Source organism: Tautonia sociabilis (assembly GCF_003977685.1).
Classification (GTDB): Bacteria; Planctomycetota; Planctomycetia; order Isosphaerales; family Isosphaeraceae; genus Tautonia; species Tautonia sociabilis.
The window spans coordinates 26,927-52,223 of the sequence record NZ_RYZH01000020.1; the positions used below are offsets into that span (position 1 = coordinate 26,927).

Sequence of the window (25,297 nt, forward strand, 5' to 3'; positions counted from 1 at the left end):
CGAGCCCAAGCCCGATTCAGGCCAGGATCTCCTCGACCACTCGGGCCTCGTAGAGGGTGCTGATGAGCCCCTCGTCCAGGCCGTGGACCGGGTAGGTCAGGCGGGAATGGTCGAGCCCGAGCAGGTGGAGCAAGGTGGCGTGCAGGTCGGGGACGGTGACCTGGCCTTCGACGGCCTTGTAACCGAACTCGTCGGTCGCGCCGTGGATGTGCCCTGGTTTCAACCCGCCGCCGGCCATCCAGATGGTGAAGCCGAGCGGGTTGTGGTCGCGGCCGTCGGCGTTCTCGGAGATCGGCAGGCGGCCGAATTCTCCTCCCCAGAGGACGACGGCGTCCTCGAGCAGGCCGCGGCGGTGAAGGTCGAGCAGCAGGCCGGCGGTGGGGCGATCGACCCGGGCGCACTCCTTGCGGAGGCCGGCGTTGATCTGGCCGTGGTGGTCCCAGACGGCCCCTTCCATGAAGATCTGAACGAACCGGACGCCGCGCTCGACCAGCCGCCGGGCCATCAGGCAGCGCCGGCCGTAGGAGGCGGTGACCTCGTCGTCGAGGCCGTAGAGGCGCCGGGTTTCCTCGGGCTCGGATTCGATGTCGAGCGCGGCGGTGGCCGAGAGCTGCATCCGGGCGGCCAGCTCGTAGCTGGCGAGCCGGGCGTCCAGCTCCGCCTCGCCGGGGCGGGCCAGGCGGTGCTCCTCGGCCATCTCGGCCAGCAGGCGAAGCCGGTTGCGGCCCGCGGCCTCGGGGCCGCCGAAGGCGGGGGAGAGGTTCGGTAGCGGGGCCCCCTCGGATCGGATGCGGGTTCCCTGGTAGATGGGGGGGAGCCAGCCGGCCGACCAGTTGCGGATGCCGTCGATGGGCATGCCCGCCGGGTCGTCCAGCGCGACGTAGGCCGGGAGGTCCTGGTTCTCGGTTCCCAGGCCGTAGACGAACCAGGAGCCCATGCTCGGGTGGCCGGGGGTGATCCGGCCGGTGTTGAACATCCAGATGGCCGGCTCGTGGTTCAGGTGCTCGGTCTTCATCGAGCGGACGACGGTGAGCAAATCGGCGCAGGTCGCCAGATGGGGCATCAACTCGCTAACCTCGATGCCCGACTCGCCGTGCCGGGAGAACCGGAAGGGACTTGGCATCAGGTTGCCGGCGTTGGAGGGGACGAGCGTGTCGACCACCCCCGGATACGGCTTCCCCTCATACCGGGCCACCAACGGCTTGGGGTCGAACAGGTCGATCGAGCTGGGGCCCCCCGGCATGAACAACTGGATGATCGACTTCGCCCGGGGGGGGTGGTGCGGGGGCCTGGGGGAGAGGCCGAGGGCGTCTCCGATCCCGTCGGCGCCTCGGGCCCGGCGAGGGGAGAACTCGTCGGCCAGCAGCGACGCCAGGGCCGAGGCGCCGATCCCCCGGCCCATCTGCCGGAACCAGTCGCGACGGCTGGGAACGTGGATCGAGTCGGGAGCGGGCATGGCGGTCGGTCCCTCGGAGGAGGTCTTCGGGAGGAGGGGACGGGGGATCAGTCGAGGTAATGAAACGCGGGAGCGTTGAGCAGGACGTGGCAGAAGTCGACCAGGGCGAGGCGGTCGGCCTCGGACTCGGTGCTGGCTTCGGACTCGGGGGGGGCGGAGCAGGGGGGGGCGTCGTCCCGATAGAGAAGGGCCTGCTCCTGGAGGAACTCGGCGGCTCGGGCCGACTCAGCCGGCCTCGGCGGCCGGCCGAGCACTCGGAGGTAGGCCCGCTCGATCCGGAGGGCCGGCTCGGGCCCGGCGTCGAGCGAAACGGCGTCGGCGAGGGCGGCGGCCTGGTCCCGGATCCATCCGCCGTTGAGCAGCAGCAGCGCCTGGGGGGCGACGATCGAGGTCCGCCGCTCCAGGCAATTCGGGGCCATCCTCGGCGCGTCGAAGAGTTCGAGGAGCGTTGCCGGCTGCGACCGGCGGTGCAGGACGTAAAGGCTGCGCCGGGCGTGCTCGAAGCCGGGAGCTTCTTGGACGACGCCGTCATCGTCGGCGACCACAGGCGAGGACGGCCCGAACATTCGAGGGTTCAGCGTCCCGGAGGCGGCCAGGGTGGCATCCCGGATCCACTCGGCCTGGAGCCGTCGCATCGGCATCCGCCAGAGGAGGACGTTGTCGGGATCGACGGCTCGGGCCTCGGTCCGGACGGCGGAGGATTGCCGATAGGCTCGGGACGTGACGAGCAGCCGGTGGAGACGCTTGAGCGACCAGCCGTCTCGGACGAACTCGACAGCCAGCCAGTCGAGCAGTTCCGGGTGGCTCGGCGGCGAGCCGGTGCGGCCGAAGTTGTCGACGGTCGCCACGATGCCCCGGCCGAAGAGCTGCTGCCAGACCCGGTTGACGAAGACCCGGGAGGTCAGCGGGTGCTCCGGCCGGGTCAGCCATCGGGCGAAGGCCAGCCGACGGCCGGTCGTCTCGGCGCCGGGCCAGGGTTCCTGGACCTCGAAGTCACCGGCCGCGGCCTTCAGGACCGAGGGAACGTCGGGGGGGGCCTCTCCCCCCCGTCGGTACGCGTCTCCCCGGATTTGGAGATAGAACGGCGGGGCCTCCGCCCCGGCGTCAATCAGGGCCCGGGCGGTGGGCAGAACGATCTTCTCGGCCTCCAGGGCCTCGATCTCGGCCTGGAGGCGCTCCGAATCCTCCTTGTAGTCCGGGAAGGCCTCGTCGAGATCCGCCTCCGAAACATTCCCCAGCTCGGCGTACTTCTCGGCAAGCACGGTCTGCGCCGGGTCGCGTTCCTCGGCGTCGAGCAGCAGCGCGGCCTTCACGTCGGCCCGGATCCCCTCCGGGACGGCGTCGAGGCGGCGATCGAGCAGGAGGGACTTCGCCTCCTCGAATCGGGCCTTCGAGCGGTCCCGGACGGGGGCGATCCGGGCGTCGACCTCGGCGTTGTGCTCCTCGGCGGCCTGGCGCTCGGCCCGGGAGGCGAGCGGGATGAGCCGTTCCCGGGGCTTGAGCCAGTCTTGCGGGGAGTAAGCGGGGGAGAAGATCGCGGAGAGCCGGGCGTAATCGGCCTGGGAGATCGGGTCGTATTTGTGGCTGTGGCAGCGGGCGCAGCCGATCGTCAGCCCCATGACACTCGAGCCGACGACGGCCACCGTGTCGGCGAGCACCTGCTGGCGGTCGGGGTGAAAGTTGTGCACCGGCCGATCGGTCGGGTCGACCACGGTGCGGAGGAATCCGGTGGCGACCAGCGCGTCGGCCCCCTCGTCGGACAGCTCGGGGGCGGCGAGCCAGTCGTCCAGCTCGTCGCCGGCGAGCTGCTCCACGAGGAAACGATCGAAGGGCGTGTCGTCGTTGATCGATCGCACGACGTAGTCACGGTAGCGGTAGTATTCCGATCGGATCGGGTCGTTGCCGTCTCCCCCCTCCGACTCGACGAACCCCGCGGCGTCGAGCCAGGGTTGGGCCCAGCGCTCGCCGTAGTGAGGGGAGCTGAGCAGGCGATCGACCACCCGTTCGTAGGCATCGGGCCGATCGTCGGCCAGGAACGCGTCGATCTCCTCCGGCGAGGGAGGCAGCCCGGTCAGGTCGAAGCTGACGCGCCGGATCAGGGTCCGGCGGTCGGCCTCGGGGGAGAACGCCAGCCCGCTCTCCTCGAGCCGGGCCAGCAGGAACGCGTCGATCGGGCGGTCTACCTGATCGCGATGGGCCACCGGGGGCACCTCCGGGCGTTCGGGAGTGCGAAAGGCCCACCAGGAGCGGTCGGACTCGGAGACGTCCGAGCCGTCGTCGGCCAGGACCTCCCGGGAGGGGAATTCCGGCGCCCCGGCGGCGATCCAGGAACGGAGCAGGTCGATCTCGGCCTCCGTCACCGGCTTGATCGACAGGTCGAAGCGTCCCTGGCGCGGAGGCATCTCATCGGCGACCAGGCGGCGGATCAGCGGGCTGGCTTCCGGGTCGTCGAGCAGGAGGACCGGCCCCGAATCGCCCCCGGCGAGGGCGGAGGCCGCGGTCCTGAGGTCGAGACCTCCCTCGGCGCCGTGCCGACCGTGACAGTCGACGCACTTGAAGTCGAAGAAATCGAAGACCTGGAGCGTGAGGCGGTCACGCTCGGTGTCGCCGCCGTCTCCCGGCATGAGGTCCAGGTCGGCCTCGGTCACGCTCGAGATCCACGCCCGGATCCGCCCGGCTTCCTCCTCCGGGAGCGGCCCCTCCGGATCGGGGGGCATCAGGCCAGACTCGATCACGTCGACCAGCAGGCTCGCGTCCGGGTCTCCGGCGACGAAGCCCGGCTCGCCCGCCTCACCACCGGCGAGCAGGGACTCGATCGAGGAAAGGTCGAGTCCGGCCTTCGTGGCCTCGCCGCCGTGACAGCGCACGCAGCGGGCCTGGAGGATCGGCAAAATCTCGGACTCGAACCGGAGGGGCGTCGCGCCGTCGCCGGAGGGGAGGGCGAGGATGGGCGGCAGCCCGAGGAGCGAGCAGGCGAGCACGGCGAGAGGAGTGGTCATGGATACCCCGGGGCGATGTCGGCCGGATCGGGAACGCCGCGTTCGAATGTGTCGGATCGAAGCAATGCGAGGGCTTCGAGAAGGCCGGGGGGTCAGATCAGCTCGGCGATCGGGGCCCGGCCGTCGACGAGGGCGAGGGGGCGGCCGGCTCGGTCGTGGAGGAACGTGTGCTCGGCGTCGATGCCGAGGGTGTGGTAGAGGGTCGCGAAGACCTCCCGGAAGTGGACCGGCCGCTCGACGGGGCGCTCGCCGAGGCGGTCGGTCCGGCCGATGACCTGGCCGGTCTTCAGTCCGCCGCCGGCCAGCAGGCAGGAGCCGACGTGGGGCCAGTGGTCGCGGCCCGCGTCCTTGTTGATCCGGGGGGAGCGGCCGAATTCGCCCCAGACGACGATCGACACGTCGTCGAGCCGGCCCCGGGCCTCCAGGTCGTCGACCAGGGCGGTCAGGCCGAGGTCAAGCATCGGCAGGGCGGTGCGGGCCTTCCGGAAGTTGTCGAAGTGCCAGTCCCAGTTGAAGCCTCCCCGGCTCTCGCGTTCCAGCGGCCAGGCGCTGAAGGCCAGCGTCACGCAGCGAACCCCCGCCTCCATCAGGCGGCGGGCCATGAGAAAGCCCTCCAGCAGCTTCGGCCCGCCCAGCTCGGGCTCAACCCCGATGCGGACCCCGTAGCGATCTCGGACCTTCGGGTCTTCCCGGGAAAGGTCAAGCGCCTCGGCGACCTTGCTGGAGGTGAGCAGATCAAAGGCCTGGGTCGTGTAGGAGTCGAACGAGGACACCGCCCGGGCACGGTCGACGCCCGTCCGGAAGCGATCCAGGCTCGCGAGCAGGGCGCGACGGTCGGCCAGACGGGTCAGATCGACGCCCGGCAGGGAGGCCTCGTCTGCCTCTCGTTTGAGCGGCTCGAACCCGGCATGGGCGGCGCCGAGGTAGCCGGGCTGGTTCAGGGAGGCCCGGGTGGTCGACTCCGCCGCCGGTGGGGCGAGGCTGATGAAGGGGGGAACGGCCGGGTCGGTCGGGCCTCGCAGGGCCGAGAGCACGGAGCCGAGGGACGGCCAGCCGCCGTCGGGGAAGCCGGGGATGACCCTCGAATCGCCCTGCTGCGGGTGGCTCTCCCAACCGGTCAGGCACTGGTGCAGGTTGTGGTCGTCCCGGCCGCCGACGAGGGTGCGGACGACGGCGTATTTCTCCATCGACGCCGCCAGCCGGGGCATCAGTTCGCCAATCGCGATGCCCGAGACGCTCGTCGCAATGGGGGAGAACTCGCCGCGGATCTCGGCCGGAGCCTCGGGCTTCAGGTCGAACATGTCCAGGTGCGGCGGCCCGCCCGGCAGCAGCACCATGATGACCGCCTTCTCGGACGAGCCGACGCCCGAACGATCCTGCGCCTCAAGGATCCGGGGCAACGACATCCCGCCGAGGGCCAGCCCCCCGATGCGGAGGAACCCCCGCCGCGACATGCCGTCGCAGGATCGTCCCGCCGGACCGCTGATCGACAGCACCGCGCCCTCCCGCCTTCCGACTGGTCTTGGTCGATCCTGGCCGCTGGAGAGTTTAACAACAATTGTGTCGAAGTCACGCTTCCCTCTGGCTCCGTCTCGTGACGGTCCGGGAACTTCGCCCCGTCGTGCCGGATCGGCCGTCCGAGTCCAGGGCGATCCCCGAAGGACCGGGCGGGGGGGCGGCGGCCAGACACCTGGTCTTCGCCCTCGGACCCGAGCGGCGACCGGCCCGAGAATCCCGGCAACGGGAATTGCATCGGCGGGATTCGAGCCTTCGATTCGGGATGGTTCTCTCGGGGTTGCTCGTCGGAGCTTCCCCTTGCCGGGAGCAGCTTCGCGGACGGCGGGCCCGGTTTGATTCCTGGGGAGCACATTTCGAGGTCGGTTGCGAAGAAAACGAGAAAAATTCCCCGGCAAAGCCAATGCTGCTTGACCGGCGATTCGGTCTTCACTTAAGTTACATAAGGGGTTTCTCGGGTCGATGAGGACCTGACGTTCTTGTTTCGGTCTATCCCTGCAAGGAACTCCCCAATCTCGGACTTTCAATTCCTGAAAGCCGGGTTTACCCGGTACGTTCGAGCCGGGTTGGATTTCGCCGTTCCCATTCGCTCAATTCCGTTCGAGTCTCTCGAGGTTACGGTGCCACCGGAGACGGGTTGGCCGCCGTATCCGCAGCGCATTCTGCGCAGGAGTTATCGTTCGAATGAAAGCCAGACATTTCTCTCAACGCGGGTTCACGCTGATCGAGCTTCTGGTGGTCATTGCGATCATCGGCGTCCTCATCGCCCTGCTGCTGCCGGCGGTCCAGAGTGCCCGGGAGGCGGCGCGGCGGGCCCAGTGCACGAATAACCTGAAGCAGATCGGCATCGCGTTGCACAATTATCACGACCAGACCGGCTCGTTCCCTCCCGGGGCGATCGCCGACGAATCGAAGGGGAGCATCTGGGCCGGCAGCTCCACGATGAGCACGCTGTGCTGGCGGGCGTTGATCCTTCCCCAGATGGAGGGCGGCAACGTCTACAACGCGCTCAACTTCGACGTTCACGGAAGCAACAACGGCGTTGGCGCCGGCGCGTGGTACACCGCCTGGGTGACGGTCAATAGCACCTGGCTGTGCCCCTCCGACGGCGAGAACAACGGCGGCCTGCGTGACGCCAATGTCCCATCCGGCCAGTATCCCAACGGCAATGGACCGATCAATCCGGCCACCGGCTCTCCGGCCACGGTCGTCCCGGTGAGCAATTACGCCGGCAGCTTCGGCGACAACTACTGCATCGGCGCCCTGACCGGCACCGGCGGGCCCTGGGAAACGCCGGTCGGCACTACCCTGGCCCCCGGCGTCCCCCGCATCGGCCACGCCGGGTTCTGGGGCACGTACTTCAACGAAACGATCACCGGCTCCGGCGGTCAGCTCCGCGGCTTCTTCGCCTACCGGATCCGAGGCATCGGCAAGGTCGACATGGCCAGCGTCCGGGACGGCACAAGCAACACGATCATCGTCGGTGAGGTGCTGCCCTACCAGACGGCCGACAGCAACTTCTACATGAACAACGGCAGCACCTTCGGCACCACCGTGCCGATCAACTGGAAGACCGAACGGGTCACCTGCACCGACGGCCGGACCTTCGGCAGCGCCGACTGGCAGTGCCGGTTCAGCTACGCGAGCAAGGGGGCCAAGAGCCAGCACCCCGGCGGCGCCAACTTCCTGTTCGCCGACGGCTCGGTGAAGTTCCTCAAGGAGAGCATCAACCTCGTCACCTATTGCGCGCTGGGCAGCCGCAAGGGGGGAGAGGTGGTCTCCGCCGATCAGTATTGATCGGCACGCCGTCCTTCCCGGCCCGGGGCCGCCGCGGCTCGCCACGAGTCGCCCCGGGCCGGCCGCATCCCTCGACCCTCGGCAGGCGAGGCCGTCTCGGGGGTCGCGTTCGTGGACCATCCGGGGGGCCGGCCCAGGGCAGCACGCGCTCCCCCGGGCCGGCCCTCTGCCCTTCTGCATCCGGAGCGAGATTACCGTGCAAGTTCCGACCGCATTGCGACGGCTGATCCCCCTGAGTTCCTCCTTCGCCGCGATTCTCTTGCTCGCCGCCGGCTGCGGCGACGGCACAGGCCTGCCCAAGCGCTACCCGGTCTCCGGGACCGTCACCTACAAGGGCGAACCGGTGAAGACCGGGACGATCCAGTTCACCCCCGAGGATCTGAACAACGGCCGCGCGGCGTCGGGCGTGATCACCGACGGCTCCTACTACCTGACAACCGCCGTCGACGGCGACGGCGCGCTGCCAGGGAACTACAAGGTCGCCATCATCGCCCAAGACGTCGATCTCGAAAAAGCGCTGGCTGGTGTCGAAGGCGGTTCTCCCAAGCAGGACGACATCGCCAAGGCATATGCCGAGGCGAAGGATCTCGTACCGTCGAAGTACAGCCTCCCCGACACCTCAGGCTTGACCTACACGGTCAAGGAAGGTTCGAACCGCAACGTCGATTTCGACCTGACCGACTGACCGATCAGCCCGCCCAGGCCCTCCCATCCGGGCGATCCTCCGGCGGGCCTGATCGCCGCCCCAGGTGGGCGCCGCTTCATCGAGAGGCCGGGGCTGACTCGTCGTCGGGCGGGTCGGCCTGCCATCGGTAATAGCTGGCCAGGTCGGCCTGACCAGCCGCCTCGTAGTGTTCGGCCAGCAGCAGGCAGGTCGGGCGGTGGCCAGGGAGGGCCTGCAGCGCCTTCTCGGCCCAGCGAAGCCCTTCCTCGACGTGTCCGTGCTCGATGAGCCACCGGGCGGCCTCGTACTGGAGGTCGACCTTGTTCGGGTCGCGGACCAGTTCGTCCCGGATTCGGGCGATCTCGTCGGCCTCGGCCCGGAGTTCCTCCGACCGCTTCCGCATCCGTTCGGCCTCCTCCCGACGTCCCAGCCGGGCCAGCAGCAGGGAACGCTGATAGGCGATCTCCGCGTCGCCCGGCTCGACCTCGGCGGCCTGCTCGAACCGGGACAGGGCCTCCTCGATCCGGCCGGTCTGCTGCAGCAGTCGGGCGATGCCCTTGAGGGCATCCAAATCGTTGGGAGCCCGTTCCAGCGCCCCGGTGAGCAGGCGTTCCGCCTCGTCGACCCGCCCTCGAGCCAGCTCGTTGAGCCCGGCGGAGGCGAGAGCATCGGCATCGTCGGGATTCCGGTCGAGATACTTCCGGTACTCCCTGGCCGCCTCGTCGTGCCGGCCAGCGAGGCGGAGGGCGTCGGCCAGCCGGGACCGGGCCTCATCCCGCTCGGGGTCGCGTCGTAGGGCCTCCCGGTAGTGCCCGGCAATCGTCTCGGGGGGGTCGCCGACCCGCTCGGCGACCTCGGCTTCGAGCATCCAGGGGCGGGGGTCGTTGGGGGCATCGCGCCGCCATCGGGCGAGGGCATCCCGGGCGGTTCCGAGGCGGAAGGTCGCCAGACCGGCCTCGGCCAACGCCTGGGCGGCCATCGGCTCGGGGCGGTCGCTCTCGGCGAGATGGGCGCGGAGCAGGGGCTCGGCCTCGGCCGGCTTCCCCGCTCGCACCAGCGCGATCCCCTCGACGTCCCGCAGCTCGGAGCGGTCCAGCCCCCGCTGCTGGGCGCGTCGGGCGAAGTCGGCGGCCTCGAGGGGACGGTCGGCGGCGAGGGCCACCCGGGAGGCCCAGGCCAACGCCTCCGGATCGTCCGGGGCCTGGCCGAGCCAATCCTGGACGAGTCGATCCGCCTCGTCGATCCTCCCCGCAGCGATCGCCCCGACCACCTCCTCGACCCTCCGGTCGGCCTCCAAACGGCCCGACCGGGAGACGAGCCAGGCGGCGGCCGAGAGAAGAACGGCGGATACCGCGATCATCGCGGACCATCGCCGAGGGCGACCGCGGCCGGTCGTCTCGGTCGACTGCGCGTCATGGCTCATCGGCAGGGCTCCCGAACGAGTCGCTCCTCGACAACTAGAACTAGGCGGCCCGATCCGAGACAGGTCCTCAGGCAGCGAGTTCCCTCGAGACCGAGCAAGGAACACCGAGGTTCCTCTCCTGATTGTATTCGAGGCGGGGGAATCGGCCTACGAGAGCGGGAGAGGACCCGTCGTCCCGGCGCGACCGGAGTCGCGACGAGCCGGAGGACTCCTCGAGCCCGATCAGGAGCCCGAGGGACCTCGGAGCGCCCGGTCAAGCGCCTCCCGGAGGGCAGGGGTCCGGGAGGGGTCGACCATGCACGCGAATTCGACCCGGCCGCGGAGGTGGGAGGCGAAGTCGGGGTGCCCGTCCCGGTTCTGGCTGTCGAGCCCGAACCGGGACGCGCTGTGCAGGATCGCGCGGAGGGTTCGCAGCTCCTCCCGGGAGACGGCGGGGCGATCGTTGACGGTCAGGCCGGTGACTTCCTGCCGGCCGCCTCGGCGCATAACTCGGGTCTTGGTTGGGTGCTCGATCAGCCCCTCGTCGACAAGGATGATACGGACGCTGCGGAGCAGCCTCCCCGAGGCGGCCGTCCGGTTTCCCGAAAACGTGAGGTCGTCTGCATACCTCGTGTAGGTGAATCCGTGCCGACGGGCCAAACCGTCGAGCCGGCGGTCGAGGCTCCGGCAGATCGCATTGGTGAGAGCCGGGCTGGTACAGGCCCCCTGGGGCAGGACCCGGTCGCCGAGGGCGACGTGGTAGGTCTTGCCGTCGAGCGTGGCCGCCACCCGGGGGGGCTCGGTGCAGAGCAGGGCGAGGACCGTGGCGATGTGCTCCCCGTAGCCGAGTGATCCGAAGAGTCCCTTCACGCGCCGGAAGGTGATGGTCGGGAAGAACTCCTTCACATCGAGATTGATGACCACGGCCTTCCCGGAGTGCGGCTCGGCGTTCGAGACGATCGACCGTCCCGAGACGAAGCCGTGCGCCTGAGGCTCGGGCTCCAGCCTCCTCAGAATCTCGTCGAGAATCCAGCGTTGAGCCCAGGCCAGCGCCGGCTTCGGGGCCGAGATGCACCGGACGCCTCCGGACTTCTTGGCGATCTCGTAGCGGCGGTAATGGACGACCGTCGCGCCGCGGCGATGGTAGGTGAGCCAGCGCAGGGCCTTCAGCTCGATGCCAATCCGGTCGGCCAAATCCTCGGCCTGGTGCAGGATGGGGAGCCCGCGGCGGCGGAGGGCCTCCGAATCGCTCTGGCGGCCCTGGAGGCCGGCGCTGACGCCGATGCCGGCGTGGACGACCGTGGCGGATCGCGTCTGGTCCCATCCGGCCCGGCGATTCCGCTGCTCCTCGGCCCGGCGGCGCTTCGCCTCCAGCCGGCGGGCCTTGCTCGCCTCCCATCGGCGACGGCGCTCCTCGGCCAGCGCGGCTTCGGGATCCGACACCTTCGCGAACTTCTGGCGAAGGTCCGCCAGTTCCGCCTCGATCCGGGCGCGCTCGGCGGCCTCCTCGGGAGGGTCGGGGGGGAGCCCCTCCCCCTTCGGCCAGAACCCGAGGGTCTGCATCCGTCGGAGCACGACGGAGTCGCTGGCGAGGTGCCTCACCCGTCGGTAGAGCCGGGCCTTCTCGTCCTGGTTCATGGGAAGGGGGCTCCCGCGGGGCAGGGGGAAGAGGCTCGGATCGGCCAGCGACCGGGAGGAGGCAGCGGTCCCGCTACGAACGACCTTCGGACGCGACCGGCCAACTGGAGCGGCCGGGGGACCGACCGCCGGCCGCGGGTTGCGGAGCAACCGACCCAGCTGCGGCCGTGGTCGGTCCCCCGGCCGCAGACGGCGGGCGGGCGCGTGACGAATGACGGGCACGGTGACCTGCGCGGCGTATCGCCGCACGATTGGCTAATGGGACCGCTGCCTCCCTCCGGACGATGGCACCTCCTCGTATCAGGATACGTTTGGCGGTTGGTCTTCCTGCCCGAGTCGCCCCATGTGGGCCAGGCGGAGCGCCAGCAGGTGTTCGCACGGGCCGTTGGTCATGCCGTGCTTCGCGAAGGCCCGGCAGGTGCAGGAGCCTTCGACGATCCGGCCCTCGTGGTCGACGTGCAGCAGCGGGCGGACTCGTCCGCCGCCGTCGGGCGAGGAGGAGGCGCTGCCGCTGATCTTGTAGCCGGTGGCGACCGGCCGCCGGGGGATGATGCGGATGCCGCCCTGGGCGACGATCGCCCCGGCCTTCTCCTCCGACGCCTCGTCGGGCGCGGGAGCCTTCGAAACGAGCGAGGCCGCGTCGGCCGGCGAGAACGGTTCAAGGAACAGCTCGCGATGCCGATAGACGCCCCCGCCAAGGTCGTACATCGCCCTCCCGACCTGGCAGAGAAACGAGAGGGCGCTTCGGGTCGTCTCGACACCGAGCCCGGCTCGCTGGGCGAGGTCGACGTCGGTGGCAAGCCGGAGCGATCGAAGGGCCTCGTAGATCCGCCCGAGCTCGTCGGGTGTGACCTCCAGCCGGCGGGCGAGCAGGTGGAATTTCGAGCCGCCGGAGGTCCAGTCGTTGTCGGTCCAGCCGCTGAGGGCCAGGGTGACGCGGATCGGCCCGAGGTCCAGAACGTAGATGCTCGGCAGTCCCAGGCCGGCAAGGTAAACCTCGACCGACCGGCAGGCCGGGATCAGCCGGGAGAGGAGCCGCAGCCGGTCGCGCCCCCAGGTGCGGACGACGATCGGCTTCGGGCCCTCGAAGATCGAAGCCGGCGAGAGCTCGATGGTCTGCTCCCAGGGTTCGAGCACCACCCGGGCCGGACGGCCGGGGTCCAGCTCAATGCGAAGGGCTCGGGGAGCGTGCTTCGCTCGTCGTCTCGATACGGCCCGACAGACGTTGAACAGGTCGATCGGCGCCATCCGGACGCGGGTCAGGCCCAGGGACATCGCGCTGTGGACCTGAAGGAAGCCGTCGAGCCAGGAGTCGAGCAGCTCGATCTTCTTCTCGACGTGCTCGTCCTCTCCCTCGGCGGCCACGGCAAGGCCCGAGGGGCCGATCTCCAGGCGGGTCTGCCGGTACGATCGGATGCGCTCCAGTTCCCCGTGCAGCCGAATGCTGAAGTCGATGTTCGTGGTGCCGCAGGAGAACTCGTCAACGCGGTCAAACGTTTCGTGAGCGGCGGCGACGCGGGCATAGGTGCTCTCGTCCCGGGAGAAGGCCTCGAAGGAGACTTCGTCCGGGTGGACGGTGACGACCGGGTCGAGAATGTACTGACGCTCGAACCAGCTCGTGTAGACGTAATCAATGTAGGCCATGCGAGCCTTATGGAACGGCTTCAGGCGGTCGAGCCGGGCGCGGTCGAGCTCGGCGCGGCGGGCTTTCAGCCGCTCGACACGGGCAACGATCTCCTTCCGCCTGAGTCCGAGGCTGGCAAGGAACGATCGGTCCTGCTCCTCGAGCCAGGCCCGGAATTCGAGCCGGTCCTTGGGGCGGTACTTGAAGTCGCTGACGACCACCTGGTAGAGCGCCGCCATCGCCTCCCGGAACAGGACCGGGCGGCCGATGACGCCCCGGAAGAAGGTCGCTTCTCGGAACGTGTCGGTGGCGAAGGCGACCCGGGCCGAGGAGAGCCCGTTGGCGATGCCGCTGCGGCCGGCATAGCGGTGGGAGGCGATCACGCGACACCTCCGGCCGGCCGGGCCAGGGACACCGGAGACGGCACGTCGGGGTGCTCGAGCAGGATCGAGACGATCGCCAGCATCGCGCGGTCGGCATCGTCCCGGGTGCCCGACCGCGCGAACTCGCCGAGCAGCTCGACGGCGGCGGCGGCCTGGAAGTGGTCGTGACGGCCTCGATCCCGGAGCAGGTCGATGACGTGACGCTTCACCGGACGCTCGGAACGCAGGTCGAGCACCGCGGCCCGGAAGAACCAGGAGAGGCGGACAAGCACCTCGGCGCCGTCGGGGAGGTGATCGACGGCAAGATCGACCGCGAAGCGTCTCATGTTCGGGTGCGGATGCTCGGCCAGCCGCGCGATGAGCTCGGCGGGGTTGAAGCGATCGAACTGGTCGAGAACGAGGTCCCGGGCCTCGTCCTGCACGTCGACCCGGTTCGAGTCGAGCAGCGCCATCAGCCCTTCGGTCCCGAGCACGTCGGGGCCGAGCCCGGTGCGGAGCAGGTCGAAGGCGAGCTGTCGGGTGTCGGCCCAGTCGCTCTCGACCAGCAGCAGGAGCGGCCCGGGGTCCGATCGGAAGCGGTCGACGGATTGTCGCAGCAAGGCGTGCGTCGCTCTCCGGACGGCGGCGATCTCGTGGCCGGCGAGCTGGGCGAGCCCCTCCAGGCCGATCGTATCGATGGCTTCCGGCCGTCTTGCCAGCAACTCGCCGCCGAGCACCTGGGCCGGCGGGGGGCCGGTGAGAATGAGGTGGACGAGGGCGTCGAGGTCGAGCAGTGCATCGAGCTCGTCGAGCAGACGCTCTCGGGCGATGCGGGCGTAGGCGTTGTGGGAGCCGGGCTGGGCCTCCGGTTCCCGGAGCAGCTCAAGAAGGCGGAGGGCGAGCTCTCGGCGCATCTCGGGGGAGTGTCGGAGGCGATCGGCGGCCAGGTCGGCGGCGAGGAGCGAGGTCTCGGGGTCGCCGGAGGTGAGGAACAAAACGATCCATTTCTGGTCGAGGGTCCAGAAGCCGGCCGAGTCGCGGAGCCAGTCGCGACCGAGGTCGCGGACCTCGGGGCGGGGATCGTCGAGCAGAAGATCGACGAGCGGCAGATCCGGCCGCTGTGGGTCGAACCGCCGGCGCAATTCATCGAGGGAGAGCCGGACGGACGACTCGAACGGAGAGCGGAGCATCGCCTTCAGCTCGGGAAGCGTCGCCCCGGCAAGGATCGCCGCGTGACGCTGTTCAACGGCCCGGAGCGCGAACGCGTGGACCTCGGGGAGCCGGGCGGCGGCGAGGAGCCGGAGATAGGCGTGGGGATCGGCGTCCCAGAGGTTGGGGAACGCCTCCTCTCGGCGGTCGGGGGGCTCCGAGACGGCGGCGGCGTCTCGCCATCGAAAGGCGGGCCGGGAGGGGTTGAGCACGAGGCGGTCGCTCTGGCCGTGGAGGATGCGGTGCAGGAGAACGCACTCGGCCAGGGCGCCATAGAGGCCGGAGGGCTCCCGGGCATCCTCGGGGCCGTAGGAGGCCAGCACCTCGGCGGCCGACGCGGTGTAGCACTCGGGACGGTATCAGGCGAGGGCCTTCAAATAGCGCCAGGAGAGGCGGCGGAGGTAGAGCTGGGTCGGCCTCCGGAAGATGGGAGAATGGCGGATGGTGCCGTCGAGGCCCGACTTGACCGACGCGGCCGTTCCCTTCGTCTTGCGTCCGTTCGCCTCGATGGCGTGGCTCAGGAGGCCGAAGGTGATCGGGTCGTGGCGGAGCATCGAACGTTTGTAGATACTCTTGATGTATCGCCAGAGATAGGGCCGATCGAACGGCAAGTCCGGGAGCAGGGCGCGAACGGCGGCGACCGAGGCCGGCGAACCCAGCTCGAACAGCGAGTCGAGCGTGAGGCCCCGGAGCCGCTCATCGACCGACGAGACGGCGGCCGCGATCGCTCCGGCGGTCTGCTCGCGGTCGTCGTCGGGGGGAACGGAGTCGAGGGCGAGGCGAACCGGCTCCGGGAGCGATTCTCGGACCCGGGCGGCGTGCTCGGCGAGGCCTTCAGCATCGCCGAGGTTCCGGAGGGCCTCGACGGCCGATCGGCGACGGGAGAGGAGCTTGCGGGCGGCGAAGGGGCGGACGGCGGGGATGGCGACGGGGTCCCCGATGGCGCCGAGGGCGTCGAGCAGGGAGCAGGCGTCTCCCTCGGCAGAGGAGAGCGCGGCGATCAGCGGGCCGACCGCCTCCCGGTCGCGACGCCAGCCGAGTCGGGCGGCGGCCCGGGCCCGGACGGCGGGGTTGGCGTCGAGCAACGTGTCGATCAGGGTGGATCGGCCGGCGGTGGAGAACCCCTCCAGGCGGAGTGAATCGACCACCTCGGCGAACCGGGAGGCCAACTCGACTTCGGCGAAGGGGCCGAGGGCGGTCCCCTTGCCGAGCTTCCCGGCGCGGGGGCCTCGGGCGACGAGGACGTGATACGCCCCCAGCGTCCCCCAGGCCTCAGCGGCCGAAACGACGGCCACGCGGTCGGGCCCGCTCGGGTTGGACAGCCGCACCGGTTCCGGGATCATCGCCGCGATGCTCCGCTCCGGGAATCGTCCGAGTCGGGTCAGAAGTCGTCAAAATCGTCGGTTGCCGGGATCGCCGACGGGCCGGGCTTCGGCGAGGAGGCCGGGGCCGACGGCGGAGGGGACGGTGTCTTGGCGGGCTTGGGGTTGGGCTTCCCCCTGCCGGCGAAGGTGGCGATGGGGCCGATCTCCTCCTCCAGGGCGGCGCGCATCTCGGCGAAGTCGGCGAAGAGGACGCGGCGGCGAAAGAGGTTGTAGCCGGTCCACATCAGGTCGGCACAGATCTCCACCGGCACGCGACCGGTCTGCGCCCCGAGGCCCGGCAGCGCGACCGAGCCGATGCTGCCGGGCTCGAGGTCGTTCCGCATGTGCACGGCCTGGAAGGCGGCAGCGCAGGCGGCGGCGACGTTGAGGGTGGCTCCGACGTTCTCGGACGAGCCGAACATGGTGGGGGTGGAGATCAGAAACGAGGGGCGGGCCGATCCGGTCGGCACGCAGGTGGCCTTGCCGACGGGCAGGAGGCCGCCGTGCAGTCGCTTGACCTCGGCCTGCACCCGCTTCTCGATCGCCGGGCCGAAGTGGCGCTTGATGACGGCGTCGAGGCCGCCGTCCATACTCGCCCGGGCGTTGGTGGGAGTGACCCAGGCGTCAACGCGCTGGTCGAGCATCGAGCCCGGGACGATCTCCACCTCCGCGTTTTCCTCGAAGGTGGCCCGCCAGGCGGCCACCACCTTCGGGTTGACGTCCACGAGCACGACGCGGATGTCCATCGGTGCCTCCCTCCCTCGCTCCCGCTCGGGGCGATTGAATCGGTCGGGTTACCCCGTGAACTCGACGAGGTATTCCAGGCGCTGCTGGTCGGGGGTGTAGATGACGTATTCGTCGTCGGCGAACTCGGACGGCCGGCCAAACTTCTTGCGGACACCGTGGCAGCTGTCGAAGCCCTCGGGGGGGGGCGGTCAGGCCGTAGGTGATCTTGGTGTAGTCCTTCATCTTGCCGAGCGCGACCCGGGCGATCGCCATCAGCCGGGTCTTCTTCCGGCCGGGGGTCGTGTAGAAGCAACTGGTGCAAGCGGCGTCGCCGAAGTAGATGCCGTGGCCGAGCCAGCCGGCGTCGGTGCGGTGCACTCCCATGCTGACGACGATCTTCGGCAGCAGGATCCCTCGGGAGAGGATGCCCACCCAGGTCGAGATCCGGGAGCCGTGGAAGAGAAGCCGCTCGTTGCCCACCGCGGCGGCGAATCGCTCCCACTCGGCGTCCCGACGGACCCGGAAGATGTTCTTGACCTTGATTGACTTTGATTTGATCTGACTGCGGATGACGTAGTCAGCCATCTCCTTGAACTCGGACTCGCCCGGGTCGAGCCACTCGACCCGGGAGCCGAGCGCCTCATACTCGCGGTCCACCTGCTCACTGAAGAGGATATCGCCCCCCTCGCCGTTGACCTGGAGCATGTCCTTCATGAGCTGGAGGGTTTGCTGCTTCTGCTCGAACGCCTCCAGCGAGTTGATCACCGCCGCTTCGACGGCCGATCGGGAGCGGCCGATGCGGTGGGGGATGGCCGAGTAGAAATCGCCGGAGAGCCGCAGCATGCGCCCCTCGCGATCCTTCGCTCGCTTCTTGTTGAAGAGGTCGTAGAGCTCCTGGAGGATCGCCTCCCCTTTCTCGATCTGGCCGAGGGTGAGGACCCCCAGCGGCGTCTCGATGCCGTGGGCGGTGATCTTGGCGGCAACGGTGTTCGTGAGGGCCCCTTTGGCCTCGTCGTAAATGTAGCGGACGAGGTTTCGGACGCCGGGATGCAGCGTGCTCTTGGAGGGAGTGGCGGGCTTGCCGTTGGCAGCGTTGGCCTGGGCGATCCGCTCCAGGGTCTTCGCGTCGATCTCACCGGCCCCCGTGCCCCGGGCTCGCTGCGAGCCAGTCTTGCTGGAGGCAAGGGCCACCTCGCGGTAGCCCTTCGAGGAGGAGGTCTTCTGCCGGTAAATCTGCTGGTAGCAGCCCTCGGCCTCGGCGAGCGTCTGGAAGTAGCGGCACTCCTTCTGGCCAGCGTCGGGATTGGTCTCCAGATCGTCGGTCCGGCCGTAGTGGGTAAAGACGCGGAAGCGGTGCTCCCCGTCTCCAGCCGAGTGCAGCTCGATGGCGTAGTACTTGTTGCGTTTGGTCTTGATATCCGTGACCTGGAGGACCGCCTTCCGGACGACCTCGAACTCCTCGGCGAACGTCGGCTCGCCCGCCTCGCCGTTGGTCCAGGCCTTCACCTTCGGCACGGTGATGCCCTCGTGTTGGGGGAGAACTCCAACCCGTCCCCTCGCCTCGCTGGGAACGATATTGTGTACAATCGTTCAGTTCAAGAGGTGGGATCCGGGAATCGCGGCGGCGACGTTGCCCGGGATCAACACCGTCGATCGCGGAGCGGCCCTCGCCCCGGGGAAATCGCCCGATGATGGGCCGAGCGGTACCCGACCGCAACCACCTGCCCAAGTCGATTTTCGCCGAGGGGATCCCCGGGGACTCTAGCTTACGAGGCGATCGCCGGGCAGTTCTTCCAGGCGGATTCGGCACAGGCCGCCGGCCTTCCCTGCGACGGAGACGACCCGAAGCCGGGAGCCGGGGGCAGCGCCGGGCCGGTTGGGCCTCAGCGTCTGAAAGGGCGGCGACGCACGGGGACACGGCTCGGGCTCCGGCCAGGGCCGATCATCGTCGAGGCGCTGGGCTGGCGCGGAATGACCGGCTTGCAGAGAGGGAGGCAGGGCGCTCACTCTCCACCGTCGTGCAACCGCTCGCCCTTCGCCAGCGGGTCATCCGAGTCCGGACCGGTTGTCGGTGGAATGGTCATCGCGCCGCCCTCCCTCCGGGATCCGACGCTTCGTCCTCCCTCCCGGCTGCCGAGGCTCCCGTCGCCTTGTCCGGGAAGGATCACTCCCGGCTGGTGCTTGAATTCCAGATCCCGGCGACGTGATCACGCCGAGGACCGAATTGCACCCTGAGAATGCGATCGATACGCTGAACGGACCGTGGCGAAGGGTATGCGGCGACGTGCGGGAGGCGGCTCATGTTCGGACTCGACGACCGGCCGAACCGGCTCTGCGACGGACTGAGCCGTCGCGAATGGCTCCGCGTCGGCGGCCTGAGCGTCCTCGGTCTCGGCCTTGACGACCTGCTTCGAGCCGGCACCGGCTCGGGCGCTGGCTCGGTCCGGGCGGCCGCTTCGCCGCTGGCCAGGGGCCTGGACGGTGCGACCTTCGGCCGGGCGAAGAACGTCATCTACCTGTGGTTGCAGGGCGGGCCTCCCCAGCACGAGACGTTCGACCCCAAGCCCGACGCCCCCCTCGAGATCCGAGGTCCCTTCCAGCCGATCGCCACCAACATCCCCGGCATCCACTTCAGCGAGCTGCTGCCCCGAACCGCCCGAAGGGCCGACCGACTGGCCGTGGTCCGCTCGATCGCCACGGACGACCCGAACCACGACGTCAGCGGCTACTGGGTCCTCACCGGCTATCCCTACGGCCCCGGCAGCGCCCGGCAGATCAAGCCGAGCGACTGGCCGTACTTCGGCTCGATCGTGAAGATGCTCCGGCCCAGCGAGGAGCTGCCGGCGCTGTCGACGGTCTGGATCCCGGACCTCATGCGTCTCAACGACAGCGTCACTCCCGCCGGCCAGACCGCCGGCTTCCTCGGCCGCGCCTGGGAGCCCGAGCGGTTCGTTGGCGACCCCGCCGCACCCGACTACCGCATCGAGGGGCTCGACCTGCCCACCGACCTGCCTCGCCTGCGAGTCGACCGCCGCCGGGCGCTGCTCGGACAGCTTGACGGCCACCTGAAGGTGGTCGAGCGCAGCGGAGTGCTCGACGGCTGGGACCGCAACGCGAAGGACGCCTATGACCTGGTTTCCTCCGGCAAGGCCCGAGCCGCCTTCGACCTGTCTCGGGAGCCCGACGCCGTCCGCGACCGTTACGGCCGCTACTCCTGGGGCCAGACCGTTTTGCTCGCCCGCCGTCTGATCGAAGCCGGTGTCCGCCTCGTCCACGTCAACTGGACCCGGGAGCCGGGCGACTCCGCCGTGGACAATCCGATGTGGGACACCCACGCCCAGAACGCCGACCGGCTCCAGGACGTGCTCTGCCCGCAGTTCGATGTGACCTTCACCGCCCTGCTCGACGACCTGGAATCGCGAGGGCTGCTCGACGAGACGCTCGTGGTCGCCATCGGAGAGTTCGGCCGGACGCCGAAGATCAACAGCCAGGGCGGCCGGGACCACTGGGGCAACGTCTTCAGCTTCGTGATGGCCGGGGCCGGGATCTCCGGCGGCCAGGTCTTCGGCGCCAGCGACCGCGACGGCGCGCTGCCGGCCAGCGACCCGATTCGGCCCCACGACCTGACGGCCACGATCTTCCACCTGCTCGGGATCGACCACCTCGGCACCTTCCCCGACAAGCTCGGCCGTCCCCAGCCGATCACCCGAGGCGAGCCGATCGCGGCGATTCTCGGCGACGGCCCGGCCACGGCCGATCGCTGCGAGCCCGGCGGCGACGTGGCCTTCGTCCCACCCTTCGACGACAGCCTGCTGCTCGACACCGACTTCTCCTCCGGTCGGCCTCCCATCGCCGTCGCTCCGCCCACCCGAGAGAAGGGCTGGCGCGGCTGGCCCCTCAACAGCGAGGCCGAGGACCACGGTCTGGTCGTCCGCGTCCTCGGCGGCGAGCGAAGGGGCGCACTGCTCGGTCTTGCCCCCGGCGGGACGATCCCCGCCGGTTCCCGGGCGATGCTCGCCCAGGAGATCCGATCCGCCCGGGGAGGCGAGTACACCTTCTCCGTGTCGGCCGCCATGCTCAGCGGCGACCAGGGCGAGCCCGAGGCCGACCTCCTCGCCCTCCTCTCCTGCCGGCTGGTCCTCTTCCGCTTCGCCGATGCCTCGAAGGATCCCCGGTCGATCCAGGAGCTGGCTTCGCTCTCCTTCCGGCCCGAGCCGGGAGCGCCCCGCCCCGTCACCCTTCAACGCTTTCTCGGCTCGACCCAGGGCAACGTCAATTTCCCGATCGGCCAGGGCCTGGGCGTCGCGATCATTCTGGAGAACTCCTCCGGCGCCCCGATCAACCTCGGGCACGATTCGGGCCTCGGCCCCGCCGGCCTGCTCGTGAGCGAAGTCTCACTCTCCTTCCGCGCTCGCCCCCGAAACGAGAACACCCTCTGATCGGAAGCGGCCATCACCGGGACTCGATGGTTCAAAACCTCGGGCGGTCCCGATACCCTGCCATCGGCCGTTCGACCCGTCGGGGATCGCTCCCCGAGGGGACGCGGCCCGAGGGCGATCGACCCGCCGACCCGGCCCGACGCCCGCCGCCCCAACCGGAGGAGCAGCGACCGATGAACGGCAAGGCGCTCAAGGATAAGATGATCCGCGGGGAAACCGTCTTCGGGACGTTCTTCCAGCACGCCACCAACCCGGCCATGGTCGACTCCCTGCCGGAGGGGGCACTCGACTTCGTGATCGTCACGCCCGAACACACGGCGCTGGACCTGGCCGAGTTCCTGCCGATCCGCTATGCCCTCGCCTCGAAGGGAATCGCCTGCCTGGCCCGGACGCACAGCCGGGACCCCGACGACGTGTCGAAGGTCTGCGATACTTTCGACGGGGTCGTCGTCCCCTACGTCGAGGATCTCGACGAGGCGAGAAGGCTGGCCGCCGCGGCCGTCTACCGGCCGCTCAAGGGGAAGGCGCTCGATCGGCTGATCGCCCAGGGGGAGTGGCCGAGCGAGGCGACTCGCCGGTACGTCACCGAGCAGCGCTGCGCCAACACCGTGTTCGTACCGATGATCGAGTCGGTCGCGGCGGTGGAGAACCTGGAAGCGATCTGCGCGATCCCCGGCGTGCACGCCCTGTTCGTCGGCCCGAACGACCTGACAACGAGCATGGGGATCCCCAACGAGTACGACCACCCCGACCTGATCGCCGCGCTGCGGCGGATCATCGACATCGGCGATCGGTCCCACATCCCGGCCGGGTGCTGGTTCGCCGAGCCGGAGCGGGCGCTGCGGACGATCCGCCAGGGGTCGCGCTTCGTCGTCTTCTCGAACGACGGGGCGATGCTCGGAGCGGCGATGACCGCCGCGTTCGGGACGCTGCGAGGCGGCTGACGATTCGAGGCCGTGGTCATCGGCGCGGGAATTGCATCGAGGCCTTCTCTCTTTCGATTCGATGGGCAGGAGAGAGGAGGGAGAGGTGGCGTTCCCGCCGATTCGGTTGCAATCCGCCTTCAATCTGGGAGGCCTCACGCCGATCCAGCTGGCGCGACGGACCTGGTGCCGGGCGAAACAGCACTCGCTCATGAGCCGGGCCGCGGCGGTGGCCTTCTACGCGATGCTGGCGCTGGTCCCGTTTTTGGCCTTGATGCTGACCATCGCCGTCAAGGCGTTGCCGGACATCAGCGAGGCCACCGTGGGCGCGGGGGCCGACCTCGGAAACCAGGCCGTCGTGGAACTGGAGCGGACGCTGGAGCAGACCTTCCCGAGGGAGGCGGTCACCCTCATCAAGGGGCAGATCGAGCGCATTCAGGACGAGGGGCGGCTCGACCTGCTCTCGTTCGGCCTGCTGGTGACGATCTGGCTGTCATCGACCCTGTTCCTGGAGATCATGGACGCCCTGAACGCGGTCCACGGCGTCTCGGAGTCCCGGCCCTTCTGGCGGCTTCGGCTCCAGGCGATCGGGCTGACCCTGGTCCAGGCGACGGTCCTAATCGGCGCGCTGGTCTCGATCGTCGCCTGGCCGCAGATCATCGCGGCGGTGGGCCTCGGGACGGGTCCGGCGTACCTGGCCTCTGGCGTGCGGTGGCTGCTGATTTTCCTGATGCTCCTCATCAGCTTCGCGATGACCTACTATTTCGCCCCCGACGCCGAGACGCGATGGGAGTGGATCACGCCGGGAAGCCTGCTGGGCACCCTCGTCTTCATCGGGGCGACCCTTGGCTTCCGCGTGTACGTCCAGAACTTCGCCAACTACAACCAGACCTACGGCGCGCTCGGCGGCGTGATGGTGCTGATGTTCTGGTTCTGGATCTCGGCCCTGGTCCTGCTCTTCTCGGCCCAGGTGAACCGGGTGATTGAGGACGCCTCTCCCGTCGGCAAGAAGACTGGCCAGAAGGTGGATCCCACCTCGCCCCCGGACTACGAGGCGATCCCCCCCGAGCTCGCCCCGGAGCCCGAGGATCGGGAGCGGGTCAGGCGTTGATCGCCTCGCCTTGCCGTCGGCCCGTCGCCCGACGGTCCTCTTCGCGCGGTCCGCTCGGCTACAATGCCCCGATCGGTCCGATCGCCGCCGATGGGGGCGGCGGTCGGGGATCGGCGGGGATCGCCCCGGGCGACGACCGCGATCCCCCCGATCCTGAGCCAGTGACTCGCTCCCGGAGCCGGATTCGTGGCCCTGATCGACCATCCGACGGGAGGATATCGCTTCCTCCCGGGCATCTCCCCGTACTCGCGCGGCGTCGTCTCCGCACCCGGGTTCGAGATCGCCCACGTGACTCTCGAACGGCCCGTGCCCGATCGCCTCGGCTTCGAGAAGATCCGGGAGTACCTGGGGGCGGAGGGGCGCCCGGTGTCGGCGCTCTGCGGGGTCGAGCTGCGCTCTCCTCGCCCGTTCAGCTTCGAGGGATTCGCCGAGTTCAACGCCTCCTACGCCGAGATCCTCCGGGACTGGGGCGTCTTCGTTGACGGGGTGAATCCGGTGGCGAGGACCAACGTCGCTCCCGAGGTCGCCCCTCCCGAGGTGCCCTCGCTCCACGGCTTCTCATACGCGAGGCCGGCCGGGCCGGGGCCGGCGACCTTCGTCGTCGCCGGGGCCGGGGAATTGCCCGAGGGCGTGCTGGAGGCCGGAGCGATCATCCGCCGGGGAGAGACGGACCCCTCGGCGATCGCCGAGAAGGCGAGATTCGTCATGGACCTGATGGAGGCCCGGATCCGGGGGCTGGGATGCTCCTGGGATCGCGTGACCGCCGTCGACATCTACACCATCCATCCGATCGTCGCCCTGTTGCCGACCGAGATCCTGGGCCGGATCGGTCCGGCGGCCGGGCACGGGGTCCGGTGGTCCTACAGCCGACCGCCGATCGAGGAGATCGAATACGAGATGGATGTCCGGGGAGTCCGGGCGGAGATCCGGATCGAGTGACCTTCCTCCGGCAGGGAAGGGCTCCTCAATGCTCAATGATAGTCTTCCTCGGTCATGTGGAACCCGGCCGCCACGAGGTCGGCCAGGGCGTCGAGGGCTTCCTCGGCATCGGGTCCCTTGGCCTCCACCACGATCGTCGAGCCGCACTCGGCCGCCAGGCAGGTCATGTCCAGCAGGCTCTTGCCGTCGACCCAGGAGCCCTGGTACTCCACCCGGATGTCCGACTGGAACGATCTGGCCAGCGAGACGAACTTGGTGGCGGGCCTCATGTGCAGCCCGTAGGCATTGACGATCGTCAGGCGTCGCGTTCGGGTCATTCCTTCATCCATCATTGACCCCCATCCTCGGGAAGGGAGTTTCGCGTGGCGGCCCGTCGGGGATCGGACGGCCTCCTCCCAACGCATTCTACCCCCCATCCGAGGAGCCAGGGGCGGCCAACGATCCTCCGGGGGGCCGCCGTCGCCGCGAAGCCTTCGAGATCGAGATCGCGGGAGGAGGCCCCCTGGGGTGGAGACGATCACGCCCGAGCGGCCGGCAAGGGGGGGAGCGATGGACGAGCTGGGGCAATTCCTCCGGGACGCACTCGGGAACGACCTGGCGGAGTTCCGGGAGTTCGCCGGTCTGGTCCGGATCGCCGTCAGGCTCGCGCTGGCGGCGGTCCTGGGAGGGCTGCTGGGGGTCGAACGGACGATTCGGAGGCGGCCGGCCGGGCTGCGAACCTACATGTTGGTCGCCCTCGGGGCGGCCGGGTTCGTCTCGGTCCCGGAGCAGCTGGGCATGCCGCTCAGCGACCTGAGCCGGGTGGTCCAGGGGCTGCTCACGGGGGTCGGCTTCCTCGGCGCCGGGGTGATCTTCCGGGAAGGAGGCCGGCTCCAGGCCAAGGGCCTGACCACGGCGGCCGGCATCTGGCTGACCGCGGCGATCGGCATGGCCGTGGGCCTGGGCAGGCCGGCGACCGCCGCCCTGATCGCGGTCCTCGCGCTGACGATCCTTTCTCCTCTGATGCGGGTCGAGTCGAAGATCGAACGCAAGCGAGGAGACAGCGGGGAGAACTCCAACGACTCCCCTCGGCCCTGACCCCGGGTCGGAGGAGCCGGCGGGGGCGGTCGGGGTGCAGGCGAGGAGTCGC

18 protein-coding genes are annotated in these 25,297 nt (G+C 69.6%); 7 read left to right on the plus strand and 11 right to left on the minus strand.

What is annotated here, in order from left to right:
- Positions 1-16: 16 nt before the first annotated feature.
- The 3 genes from TsocGM_RS11740 to TsocGM_RS11750 all read right to left on the minus strand — a co-directional run bounded on the left by TsocGM_RS11740 (position 17) and on the right by TsocGM_RS11750 (position 5,909).
- Positions 17-1,456, minus strand: coding sequence for a DUF1501 domain-containing protein (locus tag TsocGM_RS11740; RefSeq protein WP_126725563.1), 1,440 nt, complete (start codon positions 1,454-1,456; stop codon positions 17-19).
- Between the two features lie 47 nt (positions 1,457-1,503).
- The gene (locus tag TsocGM_RS11745) at positions 1,504-4,455 is read right to left on the minus strand and encodes a PSD1 and planctomycete cytochrome C domain-containing protein (RefSeq protein ID WP_126725564.1); all 2,952 of its coding nucleotides are present in this window, start codon (positions 4,453-4,455) and stop codon (positions 1,504-1,506) included.
- A 92-nt stretch (positions 4,456-4,547) separates the two neighbouring features.
- Positions 4,548-5,909 (minus strand): DUF1501 domain-containing protein, encoded by a 1,362-nt coding sequence (locus TsocGM_RS11750; RefSeq protein WP_233578772.1) that lies wholly within the window; start codon positions 5,907-5,909, stop codon positions 4,548-4,550.
- 745 nt (positions 5,910-6,654) lie between these two features.
- On the opposite strand from TsocGM_RS11750, the gene TsocGM_RS11755 reads away from it, so the two are divergent.
- Both TsocGM_RS11755 and TsocGM_RS11760 read left to right on the plus strand, forming a co-directional pair.
- The gene (locus tag TsocGM_RS11755) at positions 6,655-7,767 is read left to right on the plus strand and encodes a DUF1559 domain-containing protein (RefSeq protein WP_126725566.1); all 1,113 of its coding nucleotides are present in this window, start codon (positions 6,655-6,657) and stop codon (positions 7,765-7,767) included.
- Positions 7,768-7,963: 196 nt separating this feature from the next.
- Entirely contained in the window at positions 7,964-8,452 is a 489-nt protein-coding gene (locus TsocGM_RS11760) for a hypothetical protein (RefSeq protein ID WP_126725567.1), read from the plus strand.
- A 76-nt stretch (positions 8,453-8,528) separates the two neighbouring features.
- On the opposite strand, the gene TsocGM_RS11765 is transcribed toward TsocGM_RS11760, so the two are convergent.
- From TsocGM_RS11765 to TsocGM_RS11800, 7 genes are all read right to left on the minus strand, one after another.
- The gene (locus tag TsocGM_RS11765; protein WP_158633509.1) at positions 8,529-9,791 is read right to left on the minus strand and encodes a tetratricopeptide repeat protein; all 1,263 of its coding nucleotides are present in this window, start codon (positions 9,789-9,791) and stop codon (positions 8,529-8,531) included.
- 285 nt (positions 9,792-10,076) lie between these two features.
- A complete protein-coding gene (locus tag TsocGM_RS11770; protein ID WP_158633510.1) occupies positions 10,077-11,471 on the minus strand; it encodes a reverse transcriptase domain-containing protein in 1,395 nt (464 codons plus the stop codon).
- Positions 11,472-11,771: 300 nt separating this feature from the next.
- Positions 11,772-13,478: an SWIM zinc finger family protein gene (locus tag TsocGM_RS11780; protein ID WP_126725569.1), complete on the minus strand. Its 1,707-nt coding sequence runs from the start codon at positions 13,476-13,478 to the stop codon at positions 11,772-11,774.
- Positions 13,475-14,989: a hypothetical protein gene (locus tag TsocGM_RS11785; protein WP_126725570.1), complete on the minus strand. Its 1,515-nt coding sequence runs from the start codon at positions 14,987-14,989 to the stop codon at positions 13,475-13,477. The genes TsocGM_RS11780 and TsocGM_RS11785 overlap by 4 nt, the downstream gene beginning before the upstream one ends.
- Before the next feature lie 36 nt (positions 14,990-15,025).
- Positions 15,026-16,009 (minus strand): HEAT repeat domain-containing protein, encoded by a 984-nt coding sequence (locus tag TsocGM_RS11790; RefSeq protein WP_126725571.1) that lies wholly within the window; start codon positions 16,007-16,009, stop codon positions 15,026-15,028.
- A 38-nt stretch (positions 16,010-16,047) separates the two neighbouring features.
- Positions 16,048-16,770, minus strand: coding sequence for a macro domain-containing protein (locus TsocGM_RS27025; protein WP_233578788.1), 723 nt, complete (start codon positions 16,768-16,770; stop codon positions 16,048-16,050).
- A complete protein-coding gene (locus TsocGM_RS11800) occupies positions 16,655-18,271 on the minus strand; it encodes a WGR domain-containing protein (RefSeq protein WP_126725573.1) in 1,617 nt (538 codons plus the stop codon). Before TsocGM_RS11800 ends, TsocGM_RS27025 begins: the two co-directional genes overlap by 116 nt.
- Before the next feature lie 785 nt (positions 18,272-19,056).
- Here TsocGM_RS11800 and TsocGM_RS11805 point away from each other — a divergent pair.
- The 4 genes from TsocGM_RS11805 (at position 19,057) to cnbZ (ending at position 24,168) form a co-directional block, all read left to right on the plus strand.
- Positions 19,057-21,195 carry a DUF1501 domain-containing protein gene (locus TsocGM_RS11805; protein WP_126725574.1) on the plus strand — a complete coding sequence of 713 codons (2,139 nt, stop codon included), beginning with the start codon at positions 19,057-19,059 and terminating at the stop codon, positions 21,193-21,195.
- Between the two features lie 173 nt (positions 21,196-21,368).
- Positions 21,369-22,139: an HpcH/HpaI aldolase family protein gene (locus TsocGM_RS11810; protein WP_158633511.1), complete on the plus strand. Its 771-nt coding sequence runs from the start codon at positions 21,369-21,371 to the stop codon at positions 22,137-22,139.
- Between the two features lie 85 nt (positions 22,140-22,224).
- Positions 22,225-23,229 (plus strand): YihY/virulence factor BrkB family protein, encoded by a 1,005-nt coding sequence (locus tag TsocGM_RS11815; RefSeq protein WP_233578773.1) that lies wholly within the window; start codon positions 22,225-22,227, stop codon positions 23,227-23,229.
- 186 nt (positions 23,230-23,415) lie between these two features.
- Complete coding sequence (gene cnbZ, locus TsocGM_RS11820; protein ID WP_126725577.1) at positions 23,416-24,168, plus strand: 2-amino-5-chloromuconate deaminase CnbZ; 753 nt, start codon at positions 23,416-23,418, stop codon at positions 24,166-24,168.
- A gap of 32 nt (positions 24,169-24,200) precedes the next feature.
- On the opposite strand, the gene TsocGM_RS11825 is transcribed toward cnbZ, so the two are convergent.
- Positions 24,201-24,485, minus strand: a complete 285-nt coding sequence (locus TsocGM_RS11825; protein ID WP_126725578.1) for an HPr family phosphocarrier protein — start codon at positions 24,483-24,485, stop codon at positions 24,201-24,203.
- Between the two features lie 232 nt (positions 24,486-24,717).
- Between TsocGM_RS11825 and TsocGM_RS11830 the strand changes: the two genes are divergently transcribed.
- Positions 24,718-25,245 carry an MgtC/SapB family protein gene (locus TsocGM_RS11830; RefSeq protein ID WP_126725623.1) on the plus strand — a complete coding sequence of 176 codons (528 nt, stop codon included), beginning with the start codon at positions 24,718-24,720 and terminating at the stop codon, positions 25,243-25,245.
- The last annotated feature ends 52 nt before the right edge of the window (positions 25,246-25,297 follow it).